Genomic DNA, 16852 nt, shown 5'->3' on the forward strand with positions numbered 1-16852 from the left:
CTCCTCGGGATGGCGCGGTCAACCGGATCCTGCCCCACGCCTCCTCGCGACCCGACTCCGTCCCGCAGGACGACGAGCACGTCGGGTGCAGCGTCCACGGGGAACCCGTCGCCGTGGTGAACGGTCTCGTCGACCCGGGGGAGTCGTCCAGAAGGCGACCGCCCCGCATCCCCCGTGCTCGGACTCGGCGTGCGGTCCGCGGCGGACCGTCACGGGACGACCGGCGGCAGCGGTTCACGGGCCGCGTGCCAGGCCGCCGGGAGGGCGGCGACTCCCGTCCGCGCGGCGATCACCCCGCCCGCGATGGCGCAGGTGGTGTCGATGTCACCGCGCCCGGCGACCGTGAACCACAGGCCCTCGTGCAGGTCGTCGAGGTGCCCCGCCGCGCACCACAGCGCGTAGGGAACGGTGTCGGGTCCGGACATGCGGTAGCCGGAACCCAGGACCTCCGCGGCGTGCCGGACCGAAGTGCGCTCCGGCATCCGGGCCGCGATGCGCACACCCGACCGGACGTCGCTTTCGGGGAGGCGCGCGGCGATCGCCCGGAGGAACTCCGGCCGCCCCGGAGCGGGCCCGCCCCGGCTTGTCGTCGCCAGAGCGGCGGCGAGGGCGACCGCCACCGCCCCGGCGACCGCTTCAGGATGACGGTGCGAGACCGTGCTCTGGCGGGCCGCCTGCTCGGCGACGACGTCGAGATCGGCGGCGTGCCAGGCGCCGAGCGGGGCGACGCGCATGGCGGCGCCGTTGCCCCAGGAACCCTGGCCCTCGAACTGTCCGGCGACCACCTCCCGCCAGGGCTCGCCCGCTCCGATCCGACGGAGCACGTCGTGCATCGAGGCGCCGTACCCCCGGTGGGTGTCGTCGGCGTAGGCCGCCGCGAAGCGCAGTGCGAGGCGGTCCTGGTCGACGCCGCCGCCACTGTCGGCGAGCTCCCGCACGAGAACGAGTGCCTGGGCGGTGTCGTCACTCCACTGCCACAGGGTCTCCGGGGGCACGGTCCGCGACTCCAGGGCCGCCGGGCCCTCCCGGCGCAGGATGCCGAACCATCGGTCACCGAAGGCGTCACCGAAGGCGAGCCCGTGCAACGAGTCGAGGACGGCTACAGGCACGTTGATCATCGGAGGAGTATCACAGCAGGCTCGCGCCCCCGGCACCGTGTTTATGCGGTGCCGGGGGCGTACCGGCGTCACCGCCGGCGCGCCACCGCCGGCTCGACGAGATACCGCTTGGTCACCGGTGGTCCCGCCCCCCCGGCCGCCCGGGGGTGATCCGGGCAGCAAGAGGCGTGCGAAGGAGCCGAGCCGCGTGCCGGTGCCTCGGGTCCTACGCCGTCGCGAGCGCCAGCGTCGGTGACAGTCGGGACGCCCTCACCGCCGGGTACAGCCCCGCCACCGTGCCGATCGCGAGTGTCGCCGCGAAGCCGCCGCCCACCGCCCACAGCGGTACGACCCACGGCAGCCCGCCCGTCGACGCGTACACCCCCGTCGCCGCCCCGCCGAGCCCCACACCCGCCAGGCCGCCGAGGCCGGACAGCATCAGGGACTCCGTCACGAACTGGATCCTGATCTGCCCCCTGGTCGCGCCCAGCGAGCGGCGGAGGCCGATCTCGTGGCGGCGTTCGAGGACCGAGATGATCATCGTGTTGGCGACGCCGACCCCGCCGACCAGCAGCGCGATTCCGCCGAGCCCCAGGAGCAGCGTGGAGAACGCTCCCTCCGTCGCCGCCTTGGCCTTGAGCGCCGAGGACGGGTCGCCGACCGACACGTTCTGCGGATTCTGCGGATCGATCGTCGGAGCGAGCAGCTGCTGCACGTCCTCCACGGACGCGTCGGTGGACCGCTCGTACACCGTCGTCGGATGCCCGTCGAAGCGCAGCAGTCGCTCCGCGCCCGCCCAGCCGACCAGCGCCGACCGCTCGATCTCGGGCGCGAGCGGCAGTGGGTCGAGGACGCCGATGACCGTGAAGTACCGGTCGTCGATCCAGACCTGCCGGCCGGGCTCGGTGATCCCGAGCCGTTCGGCGGCCACATGGCCGAGGACCACGGACGGGTAGCGGCCCGTGGCGGCGTTCAGCCAGGTGCCGGACGCGAGCCCGCCCCTGAGGACCTCGAGGAGTCCCTCCGTCGCCGCCTTCACCGCGATCCCGCCGGTCTCGGCCTCCGGGATCTTCTCGGAACGGCGCACCGAGCTCGTCAGATCACCGGTCCCGGCGGCCTTCTCCACGCCGGCGATCCGGCCGACCATCCCCACCGCGTCCTTCGGCAGCTTGACCTCCTGCCCGCTGAACATCCCCTCGCCCGGCTTGGCGACCAGCATGTTCGTACCGAGCGCGTCGAGTTGGCGCAGCAACTGAGCTTGGCTGGAGGCGGAGATGCCGACGACCGCGATCATCGTGGCGATCCCGATGGCGATGCCGAGGGCCGAGAGCACCACGCGTACGGGACGGCTCCGCAGCCCGGCCGAGCCGACGTGCAGGACGTCCCGCGGACCGAGCCGAGCGGCCGTGAGTCTCCTCGTACGGGACATCAGGCCGCGCCCTTTCCATCACCGGAGGCGTCTGGTGCACCGGGTGCACCGGTCACACCGACCTCGCCGGAGGCGAGTGACGTGTCCGCCACCACCCGCCCGTCCCGTATCCGCACCTGCCGCGGCAGCCGCCCCGCGATCTCCGTGTCGTGCGTGATGACCGCGATCGTCGCGCCCTCCGCGTTGAGCTCGTGCAGGAGCGTCATCACCGCCTCCCCGGACGCCGAGTCAAGCGCGCCCGTCGGTTCGTCGGCGAGCAGCAGGGCCGGTTCGCCGACCACCGCGCGCGCGATGGCGACGCGCTGCCTCTGCCCGCCCGACAGCTCGTGCGGCCGGTGCTTCATCCGGTCGCCGAGGCCCACCCGGGCCAGCGCCTCGGCGGCCATCTCGCGCCGCCGCGCGCGGGGAAGCCCGGAGTACAGCAGCCCTTCGGCCACGTTCTCCAGCGCGCCCACGCCCGGCACCAGATGGAAGGCCTGGAAGACGAAGCCGATGCGGCGGGCGCGCAGGGCCGACAGCCTGCGGTCCGACAGGGAGGCGATGTCGTACCCGGCGATCTCGACCGTGCCGGCGCTGGGCCGGTCCAGGGTGCCGACGATGTGCAACAGCGTCGACTTGCCGGATCCGGACGGCCCGACGATGCCGAGCAGCTCACCTTCCCCGATGGTGAGGTCGACGCCGTCGAGGGCACGGACACCGCCCGCGTACTCCTTGGTGACTCCACGGAGGCGTACGACCGGGGTCGCCGTCGCACCGGCCGTCGGCGTTCCACCCGGCGTCGGGAGCGGGCTCGTGGTCATGGCCGAGGTGGTCGTCATGCGGACGGCACCCCGACCTTCATGCCCTCGCGCAGCCCCTCGCCGCCGACCTCGACCCGGCCCTGCCCGAACATGCCGAGCTCGACCTCCACGTCCCGGGCCGTTCCGTTCTCGACGACCTGGACGCCGAAGCCGCCGCCGGGCAGGGCGAGCAGCGCGTTCACGGGCACGGTCAGGACGTTCCGGCGCGTCTCGCCGGTGAGCTCGACGGTGACCGGGGACTGGTCGATGCCCTTGACCTTCTCCGGCTGGTCGAAGGAGACCGTGACGGGGATCTTCGGTGTCCTGTCCTGAGGGTCGTCGCCCGCGGACGCGGTCTTCCCGACGGCCGACACCTTCCCCGGAAGCTCCGTACCGTCCGGCAGCCGGACCTTCACCCGCGTCCCGGTCTTCGCCGACTCCGCCTCCGACACGGGGATCGTGAAGCGCACGACCCGCTCGGATCCGGTAACGGTGAGCACCGGCCCGCCCGGCGCGATCCGGTCGCCGGGCGCGGCGCCCGCCTCCTTCACCCGTACCGCACTGCCCGCGAAGGCGATCTGGTCCGGGCCGACGGTGCCGGTCTGCTTCAGGTCGTGGGACTTCTGCCACCGCTTCACGGCGGCGGCCGTCTTCGCCGTGTACTCCTCGTCGACGTCGAATCCGATGTACCCGAGGGCGGCGAGGTTCTCCTCCAGCTGGCGCACGTCCTTGCCCTTGTCACCGGTCTTGAGTGCCCGGTACATGGGTTCGGCGCCGTACATCAGACGGACCGGGCCGCCCTCGACCTCGTACAGCCGCTGGTCCCGTCCGACGACCGAACCGGTCGCCGCGACCCAGGTCAGGACCCCGGCAGGACCCGCGTTGATCTTCCGTTCGCCGAGGTGGCCGAGGGTGCCGTCCTGCTGGGAGCTGTTGCTGAGGTCGCCCCGGGTGACAGGAGCGGTCGCGGCCGGCAGACCCTTCGAGTCGGCGGCGCCGCCGGACCCGTCCGCCGCCTTGTCGGGCGCGGACACGGCGGTGACCGCCGCGCCGCCGCCCGCGACGGCGACGATCGCCGCGAGGGCGAGCACCAGCCGGCGCCGGGCCATCGGCCGCTCGCGGCCGCTCATCGGGCCACGCTCTCGCACGCCTTGGCGGCCTTGTCGAACTTCTGCCTCTCCGCGCCCTGCGGTATCGGCATGGCCGCCTGCGCGCCGCCGTCGAACTTCGGGTCGGGCATGTTGAAGCCGTTCTCCCGCATGCACTTCGCGTATGCGAGCGCCTTGTCCTTGTCGGCCTGTGTGGGCTCCTTCCCGAAGCCGGCGCCGCCGGCCTTGTCCTGGCAGGCCTTGAACGCCTTCTCCATCTTCTCCTTCGACATGCCGTCACCGCCGATGGTGAGCCCGACCCCCTGCTCGCCCGGCTTCGGCTCGGGCACGTCGAGACCCTGTTCGCGCAGGCACTTGCGGTGCTCGAAGGCCTGGTCGGCCTTCTTTCCCTCGTCGTTCACGCTCCCGTCCTTCTTCCCGCTTCCGGAGCCGGCCGAGTCCGAGCCCGCTCCCGAGCAGGCGGTGGCGAGCAGGGTGAGGGCGGCGGCCAGGGAGGTGGCGGCGGCGGCCCGGGTGATCCGTCGAATCGTCATGGCACGGAGCGTGCCGCGAAGGGGTGTTTCGTTTCTCTCAGCGGTTTTGTTTACACCGGCGAAAGGTGGCCTTCGGATACACAGGAGGCATGCGCGTACTGGTGGTGGAGGACGAGGCGTTTCTCGCCGAGATGATCGCCGAGGGGCTGCGCCGCGACGCGCTCGCCGTGGACATCGCGGCCGACGGCCTCGAAGCACTGCGGAAACTGGAACTGGGGGAGTACGACGTGCTCGTCCTGGACCGGGACCTGCCCGGGCTGCACGGCGACGACGTCTGCCGCCGCGTGGTCGGACAGCGGCTGATGACCCGGGTCCTGATGCTGACGGCGGCGGGTACCGTACGGGACCGGGTCGAGGGCCTCGGCCTCGGTGCCGACGACTATCTGTCCAAGCCCTTCGCGTACGACGAGCTGCTCGCCCGTGTCCTGGCGCTCGGCCGGCGTGCCCGGCCCGCCCTGCCGCCCGTTCTGCAGCGGGCCGGGATCGTCCTGGACACCGCCCGCCGCCAGGCCAGCCGGGACGGTCGCCATCTGCAGCTGTCACGGAAGGAGTTCGCCGTCCTGGAGGCCCTGCTGCGGGCCGAGGGCGCGGTGGTCAGCGGCGAGGACCTCATCGAGCAGGTCTGGGAGGAGCACACCAGTTACCGCACGAACGCGGTACGGGTCACGCTGAGCAAACTGCGCGCGAAGCTGGGCGAGCCGCCGGTGGTGGAGACGGTCCCGGGCTCGGGCTACCGGATCGGGTCATGAAAGGGGTCGTGAAGCGGGTCGTCACGGGGGAGCGGGCCCGGTTGACCGCCCTGTACGGGGGGCTTCTGCTGCTCGCCGGCGCCCTGCTGACGGGGGTCGTGTACTTCCTCGTCAAGGAGGGCCTTTACTCGTCGATCAGTCTGGCCGTCACCGGGACCGTGCCGGCGAGGCGGCTGGAGGAGTTGCCGAGCCCGTATCCGACGGCGATCACCAGCGCCGTTCCCGCCAGTCCGTTTCCGGCCACTGCGCAACCGGTGAGTCCGGCACCCGCGAGCCCGGCCCCGAGCGGTGCCGCCCAGCTGCCCAGCGAGGTGCTCGCGATCACGCGGTCGGTGAGCGGCGCGGCGGAGTCGGCGGCGCTGGAGCGCCTTCTGACGGTGTCGCTGATCGTGCTCCTCGTGTACGCGGTGCTCTCCGTGGTGCTCGCGTGGTGGATGGCCGGCCGGGTGCTCCGGCCGGTGGCCGTGATCACGGAGACGGCCCGCCGGCTGTCGGGCGAGAACCTGCACGAGAGGATCGCGCTCGACGGGCCGCCCGGTGAGCTGAAGCGGCTCGCCGACACCTTCGACGGGATGCTCGGCCGGATGGAGGGGCTGGTCTCCGCCCAGCAACGGTTCGCGGCGAACGCCGCCCACGAGCTGCGCACACCGGTGGCCGTGCAGCGCGCGGCCGCCGAGATCGGGCTCGCGGGGGAACCCTCGCCGGACCGCGTCGCCCGCATCCGGGCGAAGCTGATCGAGGTCGCGGACGACAGCGAACGGATCATCGAGGGCCTCCTGCTCCTCGCCGCGTCCGACCAGGGGCTCCGGGAGCGCCGCCCGGTGGCCGTGCACGAGGTGGCCCGCCAGGCGGTGGACGCGATGGCGGCGGAGGCCGCGGAACACGAGGTGACGGTGTCGGTACGGGCCCTGCCCCTGACGGTCGACGGCGATGCGGTGCTCCTCGACCGCCTGGTGCACAACCTGGTCGTGAACGGTGTACGCCACAACGTCCCCGGCGGCAGGGTCGAGGTCCGTACGGGCCCGGCAGGTGTCGAGGTGTCGAACACCGGACCCGAGGTCCCGCCCGAGACCGTGCCGCTGCTCTTCGAACCCTTCCGCCGTCTGACGGAACGCACCCACGCCCCCGGCGAGGGCGCGGGCCTCGGACTCTCGATCGTCGAGTCGATCGCACGGGCCCACGACGCGACGACGGAGGCGTTCCCCAACCCGGAGGGCGGCGGCCTGACCGTGCGGGTGCGGTTCGGTGGGGTGCGGTTCGGTAGGGAGGGGTGAGAACGCGACGCCCGGTCGACGGCGGTGTGGCGGTGGGAGGGCTTGACGGCGCTTGAGGGGGCTCGGCGGGGCTTGAGGAGTCGAGTGGCGCTTGACGACGGCAAAGTGTGAGTGGTTAAGTACTCACATGAAGCCAGAACGTCCCCGCCAGTTGTCCACCGCCGAGGAGCGCCGCGCGACGGTGCTGCGCACCGCCATCGGCGCCTTCGCCGCCCGCGGTTACTTCGGCACCACGACGACCGAGGTCGCCAAGGCCGCAGGCATCTCCCAGGCGTACGTCTACCGGCTGTTCCCGAACAAGGAATCCCTGTTCGTCGCCGTGGTGGAGCACAGTTTCGTCCAGGTGCGGGCCAGCCTGGAGCAGGCTGCCGCCGAGGCGCGGGGCAGCGCTCCGGAGGTCGTCCTGTCGGCCATGGGGGAGTCGTACGCCAGGCTGATCAGCGGCAGCGAGGGCGACAGTGACCTGATGCTCGTGCAGCTCCAGGCGCAGGCGGCCTCGACGTCCGAACCGGCTGTGCGCGAGGCCGTTCGACAGGGCTACGCCCGGCTGGTGGAGTACGTGCGCGGCGCCTCGGGCGGCAGTGAGCGGCAGGTTCAGGAGTTCTTCGCGCTGGGCACGCTGTGTCATCTGATCGTGTCGATGGGGGCGGGTGAGGTGGACGCTCCCTGGAGCCGGACGCTGTCGGCCGGCATCAGGCACTACTGACCCGGGCCCGCTTCGGCGGGCGGGCGGTGCGCGGGGAGTGATCGGCGGGGTGTGGCGGCCCCGCCTGTTTTTCGGGCACGGATGTGAGTGGTTGACCACGCATTGATACGCGAAGGGGCGGGAGCCTGTCATGCAGAAACCTTCGGGAACCATCACCCGCCGCTCCTGGGCCGCGCTCGCGGCACTGTCGGGTGCTCAGTTCACCGTCATGCTCGCGACGTCGATCGTGAACGTGGCCCTGCCTCAGATCCGATCCGGAGTGGGCCTGTCGGACAGCGGGACGACCTGGGTCGTCAACGCCTACGGTCTCGCCTTCGGCGCACTGCTCCTGGCCGGTGGCCGCGCCGCGGACCTTGTGGGCGGTCGGCGGGTCCTGCTCGCGGGACTCGGGCTCTTCGGGGCGGCGTCACTGGCGGCGGGACTCGCGAGCACGCCGGACGTGCTCATCGCCGCGCGCGCCGTGCAGGGCGTCGGGGCGTCGGCCGTCGCCCCGGCGGCGCTGGCGCTTCTGATGGAACTGTTCCCACCCGGTCCGGGGCGGGGGACAGCACTGGGCGTCTGGGGCGCGGTCTCCGGAGCGGGAGGTGCGGCCGGCGTCCTTCTCGGCGGCGCCCTGACACAGGCGTGGGGCTGGCCGTGGATCTTCCACGCGGTGGCCGGAGGGACGCTGCTGGTCCTGGGCGGGGTGGCCGTCGCGGTGCGCACGGCGCCCCTCTCCGGCGGCGAGCCGTCGAGGCGAGGCCGCTTCGATCTGCCGGGCACCGTGAGCGTGACGCTCGCACTCGTCGCCCTGGTCTGGGGACTGACCGGCGCCCGCCGCTCCGGTTGGGCGGACGCCCGGGTGGTCGGAACCCTTGCCCTCGCCGCCGTACTCCTCGTCGTGTTCGCCCTGATCGAGCGCCGGCACCCCCACCCTCTCCTGCCGCCACGACTGTTCACCGAAGCCAGGGTCGGCGACGGCAACGCGCTCATGGCACTGCTCGGATCGGTCTGGATCGCCCTGTTCTTCTTCCTGCCGCTGTACCAGCAGCAGGTGCTCGGCTCCAGCCCCTTGATGACGGGCCTGGGTCAGCTTCCGCTGGCCGGAGCGATCATGCTCGGTTCGGCCTCGGCGCCGCGTATCGCCCGGCGGATCGGACCCACGGCGACCGTGACGGCGGCCCTGCTCGCCGAGGCGGGCGGGCTGCTGTGGCTCGCACGGATCAGCGCCGACGGCAGCTACGCCGCCGACGTCCTGGGCCCGATCCTGCTGATCGGGCTCGGCCTGAGCGTCGCCTTCGTCCAGCTCACCACCCTGTCCGTCGACGGAGTTCCGCGCACCGACGCGGGTCTGGCCGGCGGCCTCGTCAACACCACACGCCAGATCGGCGGAGCCGTCGGCCTCGCCGTGCTGACCACCGTGGCCGGCTCCGTCACGGCCCACGCGGAGAACGGCGGCCGACCGCACGCGGACGCGCTCACGGCCGGATTCCGCACCGCATTCGGCCTCGCGGCCGCGGTCCTCACGGTCACAGCGGCCCTCGCCCTGATCCTCTCCCGCCGAGCGGGCCGCCGCTCTCTCCCCCTCCCTCTGACGCACACCTCCTGACCGCGCCGGCAGCCCCGCACCCATCACCGCAGACCCGTTCCCCACGCACGACCCACCACGAGAGAAGGAAGACCCACCATGCACACCATCGACGAGAACGCCCCCGTCATCGTCCGCCTGTCCACCGTGATCGACGCCCCGATCGAGAGGGTGTGGCAGCTCCACACGGACATCGGCGCCTGGGCGGCCTGGAACGCGGACGTCGACGAGGCCACCCTCGACGGCCCGCTGCGTCCCGGCACTTCCTTCACCTGGAAGACCCACGGACTGGACATCACCTCCACGGTCACCGAACTCGTCCCCGGCGAGCGGATCGTGTGGGGCGGCCCCGCCAACGGCATCACCGGCATCCACGTGTGGACCTTCGAGCGGACCGGCGACCGGGTCACCGTCCGTACCGAGGAGTCCTGGAGCGGGGCACCCGTCGACGCGGCGACCGAGGAACTCGGCCAAGCCCTCGACCAGTCCCTGAGGAGCTGGCTCACCTCGCTGAAGGACCGCGCGGAACGCGGCGTGTGAGGCCCGCGCAGCCCCGCTCCCCCTGAGACACGCACACCCCACCGACACTCCACCCCACCGCACCGCCGTCGGGACACGACCGGACACACCGAGAAGTGAGGCTCCAGCCATGACCAGCAAGCCCTTCCTGACCGGCCACTACACGCCCGCCGTCGACGAGATCACCGCGACCGGGCTGACCGTCGAGGGCAGCCTGCCCCCGGAGCTGTCCGGCCGGCTGATCCGCAACAGCCACAACCCGAAGCCCGGCGTCACGCCCACCCACTGGTTCAAGGGCAGCGGCATGGTCCACGGCATCCGGCTCCAGGACGGCCGGGCGGAGTGGTACCGCAACCGCTGGGTGCGCACTCCCGCGCTGGAGGGCGCCCCGTACATGACCGAGACGGGTCCCGACCTGACCGCCAGCACCGCCGGAACGCACGTCATCGAGCACGGCGGACGACTCCTCGCCCTGTGCGAGGCCAACGTCCCGTTCGAGCTGACCCGGGATCTGGACACCGTCGGCGCCTACGACTTCGGGGGCAGGCTGCGCAGCGCGATGACCGCGCACCCCAAGACCGACCCGGTCACGGGGGAGCTGCACTTCTTCGGCTCCTCGCCCTTCCCTCCGTACCTCATGTACTACGTCGCCGACACGGAGGGCGCGATCACTCACGGCGTCGAGGTCCCCGGGGCCACGGCCTCCCTCAAGCACGACTTCGCCCTCACCCGCCACCACGTCGTCTTCGTCGAGGGGACGGTGTCCTTCGACCCGAACGGGCACTCCGGCATCCCCTACGCCTGGAACGACGCCCAGCCGGCCCGGATCGGCGTCATGCCGAGGGGTGCGGACGGCGCGGAGCACATCCGCTGGTTCCCCGTCGAGCCCGGCAGCATGCTGCACGCCGCCAACGCCTACGAGGACGACAGGGGCCGTGTCGTCCTGGAGGGTCCCACCGTCGACCGTGAGGGATTCCGGCTCTCCTGGAACTGGTGGGTCGGCGCCCCCGGGCGCGGTGCCGAGCCCAACGCCCGCTCCTATATCAGGCGTTGGGTGATCGACCTGACGACCGAGAGTGTCGACGAGCAGATCGTCGACGACCTGGCGGTGGAGTTCCCCACCCTGAACGAGGACTTCCTCGGCGCGGCGCACCGCTACCAGTACGCGGTGTCGTTCCCCGACCGGAACGGTCTCGGCGGCTACGGGATCGTCAAGTACGACCGTACGACGGGCACTCGGAGCATCCGTGAGGTCGGCGACGCGCGTCTGCCGAGCGAGGCGGTCTTCGTGCCGGCCGCGGGCGCCACCCGGGAGGACGACGGCTACCTGCTCACGGTGGTGTCCGACCTGAAGCAGGACGCCTCGCAGCTCCTGGTCATGGACGCCTCGGGGCTGGACCGGATCGCGACGGTCCATCTTCCCCGCCGGGTCACCGCGGGCATCCACGGCTCATGGATCCCCGACAACGCCTTCGGGGACGACGTCGACTGACGCGCCGCGCCCCGGCGAGGCATGGGCTCCCCCTCGAAGCGGCAGACGCCCTGCGGCCCCGGCCGGGGTCGGCGCCGGACGACCGTGAGAAGCGGTCGGCCGGCGCCCCGCCTCGTTCCGGGGTTGCGAGGCGTCGGCGGGGGAGTGGGCGGCGTCAGACCGTCAGCTGCCTGTGGCGCCCTGGCCGTGTTCCCCCAGCACCTCCAGGTAGTGCGGGTTGCGCATGATGCCGAGGACGTTGCCGAACGGGTCGAGTACCGCACCGGCGCGGAAGTCGCCGTAGTCGCGCAGCGGTTCGTGCTCCTTCGCGCCGAGGTCCAGCAGCCTGGCCATCTCGGCGTCGACGTCGTCGACGTGCCAGTAGGCGACGACTCCGGCCGGAGCGGACGGAGTTCGGGAGATGCCGAGCTCCTGGCGGTAGTCACCGAGCCGGAACTCGATGTACTCGGGGCGCTCGAAGTAGGGCTCGATGCCGAGGACTTCGGAGTACCAGGCACGGGCGGCGGTCAGGTCGTCGGCGTGATAGCGGATGGTCGCGAGGCCGCGGAACGTCGTCGTCATGCAGAGCAGTCTGCCCTCCATCTAGGCCAGTTACCGTCCTAGATGGAGGGATCCCCTGCGAAATCCCGCCCGCGTCGTCCTTGTGCGTGGCGCCGGCGGTCCTCATGATCGACTTACCGGTCGGCGGGGGGCTTGGGGCAAGGCCGGGGGCGTGCCGCAGAATCACCGGCCGACTCCGGGGCGTACGGACGGAGAGACGGAATGGGGAGCTGCGGGATGCGTGTGGTGCTGTCGACGTACGGAGGGCGTGGAAGCGTCGAACCGATGGTGGGACTCGCGGTACGGCTGCGGGAACTCGGCGCGGAGGTCCGGGTGTGCGCACCGCCGGACGAGGAGTTCGTGGACCTCTTCGCCGGCATCGGTGTGTCGCCGGTGCCGGTGGGCCGACCCGTCCGCCCATTGGTGGCCTCGGTCGAACCGGGGTCGACGGCGGGCCTGGCGGAGCGGGCGGCGGAGCTGATCGACGCACAGTTCGGCACGGTCGCCGCGACGGCCGAGGGGTGCGACGCGCTGGTGGCGACGGGCCCGCTGCCGGTGACGGCCGGCGCGCGGTCGGCCGCGGAGAAGCTGGGTATCCGTTACGTGCACGCGAGCCATCAGCCGATCACTCTGCCCTCGCCGCACCAGCCGCCGCCCGCGCGGCGGGGCCGGCCGTTGCCGCCAGGGGTGACGGACAACCGCGAACTCTGGGAGACGGACGCCAGGAACGCGAACGAGATGTTCGGCACGGAGATCAACACCCGCAGGGCGGCCATCGGACTGCCGCCGGTGGGCAACGTCCGCGACTACGCCTTCACCGACCGGCCGTGGCTGGCGACGGACCCCGTCCTCAGTCCGTGGCCGGAGGCGTCAGGTCTCGACGTCGTGCAGACCGGCGCGTGGATACGTCCGGACGACCGCCCGCTCCCCTCCGGCCTCGTGAAGTTCCTGGATGCCGGAGCCCCGCCGGTGTACGTGGGTTTCGGCAGTACGCCGATGGGTGCCGACGCCTCGACGTACATGGCGCGGGTGGCGGTCGAGGCGATCCGTGCGCAGGGGCGCCGTGTGATCGTCGCCCACGGCTGGGCGGGCCTGGACCTGATCGACGACGGAGACGACTGCTTCGCCGTCGGCGAGGTCAACCAGCAGGCGCTGTTCTCCAGGGTGGCCGCCGTCATCCACCACGGCAGCGCGGGCACCACGACGACGGCCGCGCGGTCGGGCGCCCCTCAGGTGGTGGTGCCCCAGGGCGGGGACCAGCCGTACTGGGCGGGCCGGGTGACCGACCTCGGCATCGGCGTGGCGCACGACGGCCCGACCCCGACCTTCGCTTCCCTGCTCGCGGGCCTCGAAACGGCCCTGACCACGGCGACCCGCGCGCGGTCCCGGGTCGTGGCGGCAACCGTCGGCACCGACGGCGCGATGACGGCCGCGAAGCGGCTGCTCGCCGAGTTCGACCCGGACGGGCGGCCGCCGCACGCCTGAACCAGAGCCGGCCTGCCCGCCGGGCACGCGGCCCGCCCCCACGGGCCGAACGCGCCTTTCCCCCTCCACCCGCCTCCCACCCGACCGCCGCGGACCGGCCGGGAGGCGGGTGGCTGCCTTCTCCTGCCACCGGGCGGTGGCCGACGCGGGGCCGGGCGCGAAGCGTTCGTCGAGGGGACGGTGTGTCAGACGACGGCGAGCCGGTCCACCAGGAGTTCCACCCTCCACGCGGTGTGCTCCGGCGGCAGCCGTCCCGCCCGGGTCAGGGTGGCCAGTCCATGCAGCGCCGCCCAGAACACCTCGGTGAACAGTCCCGGGTGGACGCCGTCCCCGGCGACCTCGCCGAGGCTTTCCAGCAGGGCGGCGAACGCGTCCTTCAAGGGTTCCGGGGTGTCCTCGTGTGCGAACGCCAGGCCGCCGTCGAGGTGGAACATGGCGTCGTAGACCGCCGGGTTGCGCTCGGCGAAGTCGAGGTAGGCGCGGGCGAGCGCGGCGACCCGGCTGCGAGGGCCGTCCGCGTCGGCAGCCGCGGTCCGCACCGCCGCGGCCATCTCGGCGGCGCCTTCCAGGGCGACGGCGCCGATGATCTCGCGCTTGCCGCGGAAGTGGCTGTAGAGGACGGGCTGGCTGTACTCGATGCGCTCGGCGAGGCGGCGGGTGGTGACCGCGTCCCAGCCCTGCTGCTCGGCGAGTTCGCGGGCCGTCGCCACGATGAGGCGTTCGCGGTCCGCCCGTTCGCGTTCCTTGCGTTGTTGTACCGACATGAAGAAATTCTAGCACTGCTAGACATTCGAGCGGTAGCAGTACTAGCGTTGCCTCATCAGCTAGCAGCGCTAGATCCCAGGAGGGGTCATCATGCTCAACGCACTCCAGGTCCTCACCACCGTCGTCGTCGGCCTGATGGTGGGGGTGGAGTTCTCCGTCGCCTTCATCATGAACCGGATCCTGGACGCGCTTCCCGAGGACAGCGGTCAGCTCGGCCACGCCCACGGCGGCCGGATGCTCGGCACCCTGATGCCGTTCTGGTACATAGGCTCGCTCGTCCTCGTCGCGGTCTGGGCCCTCGCCGGCTGGCGCCACCACGGCGCCGGACTCGTCGTCACCGCCGCCGGACTCCTGATCCTCAGCGTGGTCATGTCGATCCTGCTGCTGGTCCCGATCAACAACAGGAACAAGAGCTGGACCCCCGAGAACCGGCCCGCCGACTGGAAGAAGCAGCTGCAGCGCTGGAACCGCTACCACTACCTCCGCGTCGCCGTCATCATCGCCGCGTTCACCCTGCTGGTCGCCGCCCTCGCCTGAAGCCGTCGCCGGCCCGACCCGCACGGGTTCGCCCCAGTGCGCGGACGGCTCCTGCCCCTCGGGAACGCGGCTGCCGGGTCGGATCCCACAGCCGCGATCCCGGCACGCCGCACCCTCGATCGGCCGGGTCCACGCGGCCTGATCAGGCCCCGCACGACTCGGCACGCTCCACGAGGCTCAGCGAGCCGAGTGCGGTCTGAGCCCGCGGGTGACGGCGCCGGGCTACGGGCTGCCGAGCGGCCGTCCGGCGACGCCGCCGGCCTCCTGCTCATCGACGCGAGTCTTGTCCGTGACTCCAGGCCGGGCGACTCCGTCCACTGCCACGCAGATGCCGAAGACCCGGGCATGGCTGGTCCAGCCGTTGACGCGGCCGCGGTTGTTGCTGATCTGCACCCGCTTCCTGGCGGGATCCACGGACGACACCCTGTGCAGGTACACCGTCCCGGCGACACGGGCGAGGACGATGTCCCCGACCTCCACCTTCGCCGGGTCGACCGGAGCGACGACGACCTGCTGCCGGCTGCGTATCAGCGGCACCATCGAGGAGCCGCTGGGCCGGAACGTCACGGTGGCCCCGCCGGAGACCCTGCCTGCCACTGCGTCCAATGCGCTCATTCGAGGATCGTTGCAGATGGCCCCCGCATCACCCCACCGATTTGCCTTCCGTGCCGCACCGAGCGGGTGGGCCTCGCTCGGCGTCGTACCGTGAGTGGAGACGTCCGGGGCCGCCGCGCCCCTGCCCCGGACGCCATCGATCGGTCAGTCGGTCAGTCAGTTGGCCGGCCCGTCAGTCGGGCGATCCGTCCCTCCGCGTCTCCGCCGGGGCCGTGCGCGCGAAATGACGGGCCGTGGGCACGAGCGCCGCGGCGGCCGGTACGAGGAAGCAGGCCGCGGCGCACGCGGCGAGGACCGGAGTGACGCCGAAGCGGTCGATGGCGGGTGCGATCAGGGCGAGGCCGATGGGTGCGAGGCCGTAGGACACCAGGAAGTCCAGTGACGAGACCCGGGCCAGCTTGTCCGGCGCGACCTCCCGCTGGGTGGCGGTGAACCAGGGCACGTTGAACAGCTCGATGCCGATCCCGGCGACGGCGTACGCCGCGACGACCACGACCGGGTGCACGGGCAGCATCAGACTCAGCGGCGCGACACCGTACGCGCCGAGGCCGGCGAACGCGGCCCAGCCCTGGGAGCGGGGCCGCAGGCGAGCGATGACGAGGGCCCCGCCGAGGGCTCCCACGGTGTACGCGGTCATCGCCGCGGCCAGAACCCACTCGGTGCCGTATCGGTCCCGGCTGATCAGGGGCAACGCGACGCTGGTGGCCGAGTAGCCGAGCGCGATGACGGCGATGAGGGCGGCGAGTCCGGCGAGGAACCACGGGTGGCGGCGTGCCTCCCGTATGCCCTCCAGGAATTCGGCGCGGAACCCGATACGTGGGGACGGACCAGTGACGCATTCCGCGGTCGTCGCCGCCATCCCCTTCGCGGGCTGCTCCGTGGTCACCTCCGCTTCCGCCGCGGCTTGCCGGGCGCACGCCTCCGCGCCCGGATCCGCCGTCGCGGCGGCGCCCCCCTGGTCCGGGGCGAGTGCGGCGACCAGCCACAGTGCCCCGATGGCGAGCAGCAGCGTTCGGACGTCGAGGAACGCCGCGAGCAGCGCGGTCAGGGTGGGTCCGGCGAGTGTGGAGCCGCGCACGGCCATGGTCATGGCGGCGTTGGCCTGCTGGCGTTGTCCGGGTTCGACGGTCTCCGCCGTGAGTGCCTGGAACGCGGGCCGGCAGGCGCCCTGTCCGGCGCCGGCCAGGGCCGCGGCGAACGTCATCAGTGCGAGCGACCGGCCGAGGCCTGCGGCGAGCAGCGGCGCGGCGGCCGCCGCGGCGAGGGCGGACCAGAGGACGACCGCCCGGCGGGAGTGACGGTCGGCCAGCACGCCGCCGACGGTGACGGCGGCGAGGAATCCGGCGGTGCGGGCGGCGAGGACGAGACCGAGTCCCGCGGCGCCGAGGTCGCGGTGCAGGACGGCGAGCCCGAGGACGAAGGGCAGGGCCCAGGTCGCGAGGCCGGACGCGGTGGTGCCTGCCCACAGGCGCAGGAAGGCAGGGTCCCGGAGGACCGAACGCGGTGGCGGGGCAGGGGACTTGGCCGCGGTGGGTGCGGGCGTGGTGGCCACGGTGTGCTGCTCCTCGGAGGTGGGGGAGCGGTTCGGCGAACCGCCCTCGGGTTCATTAATGAAAATGATTGCCATTACAGTACCCTTCGAACGCGGCACTCCTG

At 72.4% G+C, this 16852-nt stretch carries 17 protein-coding genes; 8 read left to right on the forward strand and 9 right to left on the reverse strand.

The window, feature by feature from the left end; all coding sequences use genetic code 11:
- Positions 1-209: 209 nt before the first annotated feature.
- The 5 genes from IF00_RS0111715 to IF00_RS0111735 all read right to left on the reverse strand — a co-directional run bounded on the left by IF00_RS0111715 (position 210) and on the right by IF00_RS0111735 (position 4947).
- Positions 210-1118 (reverse strand): ADP-ribosylglycohydrolase family protein, encoded by a 909-nt coding sequence (locus IF00_RS0111715; RefSeq protein WP_030317124.1) that lies wholly within the window; start codon positions 1116-1118, stop codon positions 210-212.
- A gap of 205 nt (positions 1119-1323) precedes the next feature.
- Complete coding sequence (locus tag IF00_RS0111720) at positions 1324-2526, reverse strand: ABC transporter permease (protein WP_030317127.1); 1203 nt, start codon at positions 2524-2526, stop codon at positions 1324-1326.
- The gene (locus IF00_RS0111725) at positions 2526-3326 is read right to left on the reverse strand and encodes an ABC transporter ATP-binding protein (RefSeq protein WP_030317129.1); all 801 of its coding nucleotides are present in this window, start codon (positions 3324-3326) and stop codon (positions 2526-2528) included. The genes IF00_RS0111720 and IF00_RS0111725 overlap by 1 nt, the downstream gene beginning before the upstream one ends.
- Before the next feature lie 14 nt (positions 3327-3340).
- On the reverse strand, positions 3341-4435 hold the full coding sequence (locus IF00_RS0111730; RefSeq protein WP_078944632.1) for a peptidoglycan-binding protein: 1095 nt from the start codon (positions 4433-4435) through the stop codon (positions 3341-3343).
- The gene (locus IF00_RS0111735; RefSeq protein ID WP_030317133.1) at positions 4432-4947 is read right to left on the reverse strand and encodes a hypothetical protein; all 516 of its coding nucleotides are present in this window, start codon (positions 4945-4947) and stop codon (positions 4432-4434) included. Before IF00_RS0111735 ends, IF00_RS0111730 begins: the two co-directional genes overlap by 4 nt.
- Positions 4948-5036: 89 nt before the next feature.
- On the opposite strand from IF00_RS0111735, the gene IF00_RS0111740 reads away from it, so the two are divergent.
- From IF00_RS0111740 to IF00_RS0111765, 6 genes are all read left to right on the forward strand, one after another.
- Positions 5037-5696, forward strand: a complete 660-nt coding sequence (locus IF00_RS0111740; protein WP_030317135.1) for a response regulator transcription factor — start codon at positions 5037-5039, stop codon at positions 5694-5696.
- Positions 5693-6970: an ATP-binding protein gene (locus IF00_RS0111745; protein ID WP_037637993.1), complete on the forward strand. Its 1278-nt coding sequence runs from the start codon at positions 5693-5695 to the stop codon at positions 6968-6970. The genes IF00_RS0111740 and IF00_RS0111745 overlap by 4 nt, the downstream gene beginning before the upstream one ends.
- A gap of 127 nt (positions 6971-7097) precedes the next feature.
- Positions 7098-7676, forward strand: a complete 579-nt coding sequence (locus tag IF00_RS0111750) for a TetR/AcrR family transcriptional regulator (protein ID WP_030317138.1) — start codon at positions 7098-7100, stop codon at positions 7674-7676.
- Between the two features lie 130 nt (positions 7677-7806).
- Complete coding sequence (locus tag IF00_RS0111755; protein ID WP_051820104.1) at positions 7807-9264, forward strand: MFS transporter; 1458 nt, start codon at positions 7807-7809, stop codon at positions 9262-9264.
- A gap of 78 nt (positions 9265-9342) precedes the next feature.
- On the forward strand, positions 9343-9783 hold the full coding sequence (locus IF00_RS0111760) for an SRPBCC family protein (protein WP_030317142.1): 441 nt from the start codon (positions 9343-9345) through the stop codon (positions 9781-9783).
- A 109-nt stretch (positions 9784-9892) separates the two neighbouring features.
- Entirely contained in the window at positions 9893-11254 is a 1362-nt protein-coding gene (locus IF00_RS0111765) for a carotenoid oxygenase family protein (protein ID WP_030317144.1), read from the forward strand.
- Positions 11255-11416: 162 nt separating this feature from the next.
- Here IF00_RS0111765 and IF00_RS0111770 read toward each other — a convergent pair whose 3' ends face one another.
- Complete coding sequence (locus IF00_RS0111770) at positions 11417-11815, reverse strand: VOC family protein (protein ID WP_030317145.1); 399 nt, start codon at positions 11813-11815, stop codon at positions 11417-11419.
- Between the two features lie 216 nt (positions 11816-12031).
- Here IF00_RS0111770 and IF00_RS0111775 point away from each other — a divergent pair, with 216 nt between their 5' ends.
- On the forward strand, positions 12032-13279 hold the full coding sequence (locus tag IF00_RS0111775) for a glycosyltransferase (RefSeq protein WP_051820111.1): 1248 nt from the start codon (positions 12032-12034) through the stop codon (positions 13277-13279).
- Positions 13280-13464: 185 nt separating this feature from the next.
- Here IF00_RS0111775 and IF00_RS0111780 read toward each other — a convergent pair whose 3' ends face one another.
- Positions 13465-14043, reverse strand: a complete 579-nt coding sequence (locus IF00_RS0111780) for a TetR/AcrR family transcriptional regulator (protein WP_030317147.1) — start codon at positions 14041-14043, stop codon at positions 13465-13467.
- A 91-nt stretch (positions 14044-14134) separates the two neighbouring features.
- On the opposite strand from IF00_RS0111780, the gene IF00_RS0111785 reads away from it, so the two are divergent.
- Positions 14135-14581 (forward strand): anthrone oxygenase family protein, encoded by a 447-nt coding sequence (locus IF00_RS0111785; RefSeq protein ID WP_030317149.1) that lies wholly within the window; start codon positions 14135-14137, stop codon positions 14579-14581.
- Between the two features lie 222 nt (positions 14582-14803).
- On the opposite strand, the gene IF00_RS0111790 is transcribed toward IF00_RS0111785, so the two are convergent.
- Positions 14804-15196: a S24/S26 family peptidase gene (locus IF00_RS0111790; protein WP_051820112.1), complete on the reverse strand. Its 393-nt coding sequence runs from the start codon at positions 15194-15196 to the stop codon at positions 14804-14806.
- 172 nt (positions 15197-15368) lie between these two features.
- Complete coding sequence (locus IF00_RS0111795) at positions 15369-16748, reverse strand: MFS transporter (RefSeq protein WP_030317155.1); 1380 nt, start codon at positions 16746-16748, stop codon at positions 15369-15371.
- Between the last annotated feature and the right edge of the window lie 104 nt (positions 16749-16852).

Origin of the sequence: Streptomyces flavochromogenes (assembly GCF_000717595.1) — a bacterium.
GTDB classification, from domain to species: domain Bacteria; phylum Actinomycetota; class Actinomycetes; order Streptomycetales; family Streptomycetaceae; genus Streptomyces; species Streptomyces flavochromogenes.

Excerpts from the sequence above, each read along its gene's own strand:
- IF00_RS0111785 (WP_030317149.1), top strand. The coding sequence starts at position 14,135 with ATGCTCAACGCACTCCAGGTCCTCACCACCGTCGTCGTCGGCCTGATG.
- IF00_RS0111725 (WP_030317129.1), bottom strand. The coding sequence starts at position 3,326 with ATGACCACGAGCCCGCTCCCGACGCCGGGTGGAACGCCGACGGCCGGT.
- IF00_RS0111775 (WP_051820111.1), top strand. The coding sequence starts at position 12,032 with ATGCGTGTGGTGCTGTCGACGTACGGAGGGCGTGGAAGCGTCGAACCG.
- IF00_RS0111745 (WP_037637993.1), top strand. The coding sequence starts at position 5,693 with ATGAAAGGGGTCGTGAAGCGGGTCGTCACGGGGGAGCGGGCCCGGTTG.
- IF00_RS0111790 (WP_051820112.1), bottom strand. The coding sequence starts at position 15,196 with ATGAGCGCATTGGACGCAGTGGCAGGCAGGGTCTCCGGCGGGGCCACC.
- IF00_RS0111735 (WP_030317133.1), bottom strand. The coding sequence starts at position 4,947 with ATGACGATTCGACGGATCACCCGGGCCGCCGCCGCCACCTCCCTGGCC.
- IF00_RS0111750 (WP_030317138.1), top strand. The coding sequence starts at position 7,098 with ATGAAGCCAGAACGTCCCCGCCAGTTGTCCACCGCCGAGGAGCGCCGC.
- IF00_RS0111760 (WP_030317142.1), top strand. The coding sequence starts at position 9,343 with ATGCACACCATCGACGAGAACGCCCCCGTCATCGTCCGCCTGTCCACC.
- IF00_RS0111770 (WP_030317145.1), bottom strand. The coding sequence starts at position 11,815 with ATGACGACGACGTTCCGCGGCCTCGCGACCATCCGCTATCACGCCGAC.
- IF00_RS0111730 (WP_078944632.1), bottom strand. The coding sequence starts at position 4,435 with ATGAGCGGCCGCGAGCGGCCGATGGCCCGGCGCCGGCTGGTGCTCGCC.
- IF00_RS0111740 (WP_030317135.1), top strand. The coding sequence starts at position 5,037 with ATGCGCGTACTGGTGGTGGAGGACGAGGCGTTTCTCGCCGAGATGATC.
- IF00_RS0111720 (WP_030317127.1), bottom strand. The coding sequence starts at position 2,526 with ATGTCCCGTACGAGGAGACTCACGGCCGCTCGGCTCGGTCCGCGGGAC.
- IF00_RS0111715 (WP_030317124.1), bottom strand. The coding sequence starts at position 1,118 with ATGATCAACGTGCCTGTAGCCGTCCTCGACTCGTTGCACGGGCTCGCC.
- IF00_RS0111780 (WP_030317147.1), bottom strand. The coding sequence starts at position 14,043 with ATGTCGGTACAACAACGCAAGGAACGCGAACGGGCGGACCGCGAACGC.
- IF00_RS0111755 (WP_051820104.1), top strand. The coding sequence starts at position 7,807 with ATGCAGAAACCTTCGGGAACCATCACCCGCCGCTCCTGGGCCGCGCTC.
- IF00_RS0111765 (WP_030317144.1), top strand. The coding sequence starts at position 9,893 with ATGACCAGCAAGCCCTTCCTGACCGGCCACTACACGCCCGCCGTCGAC.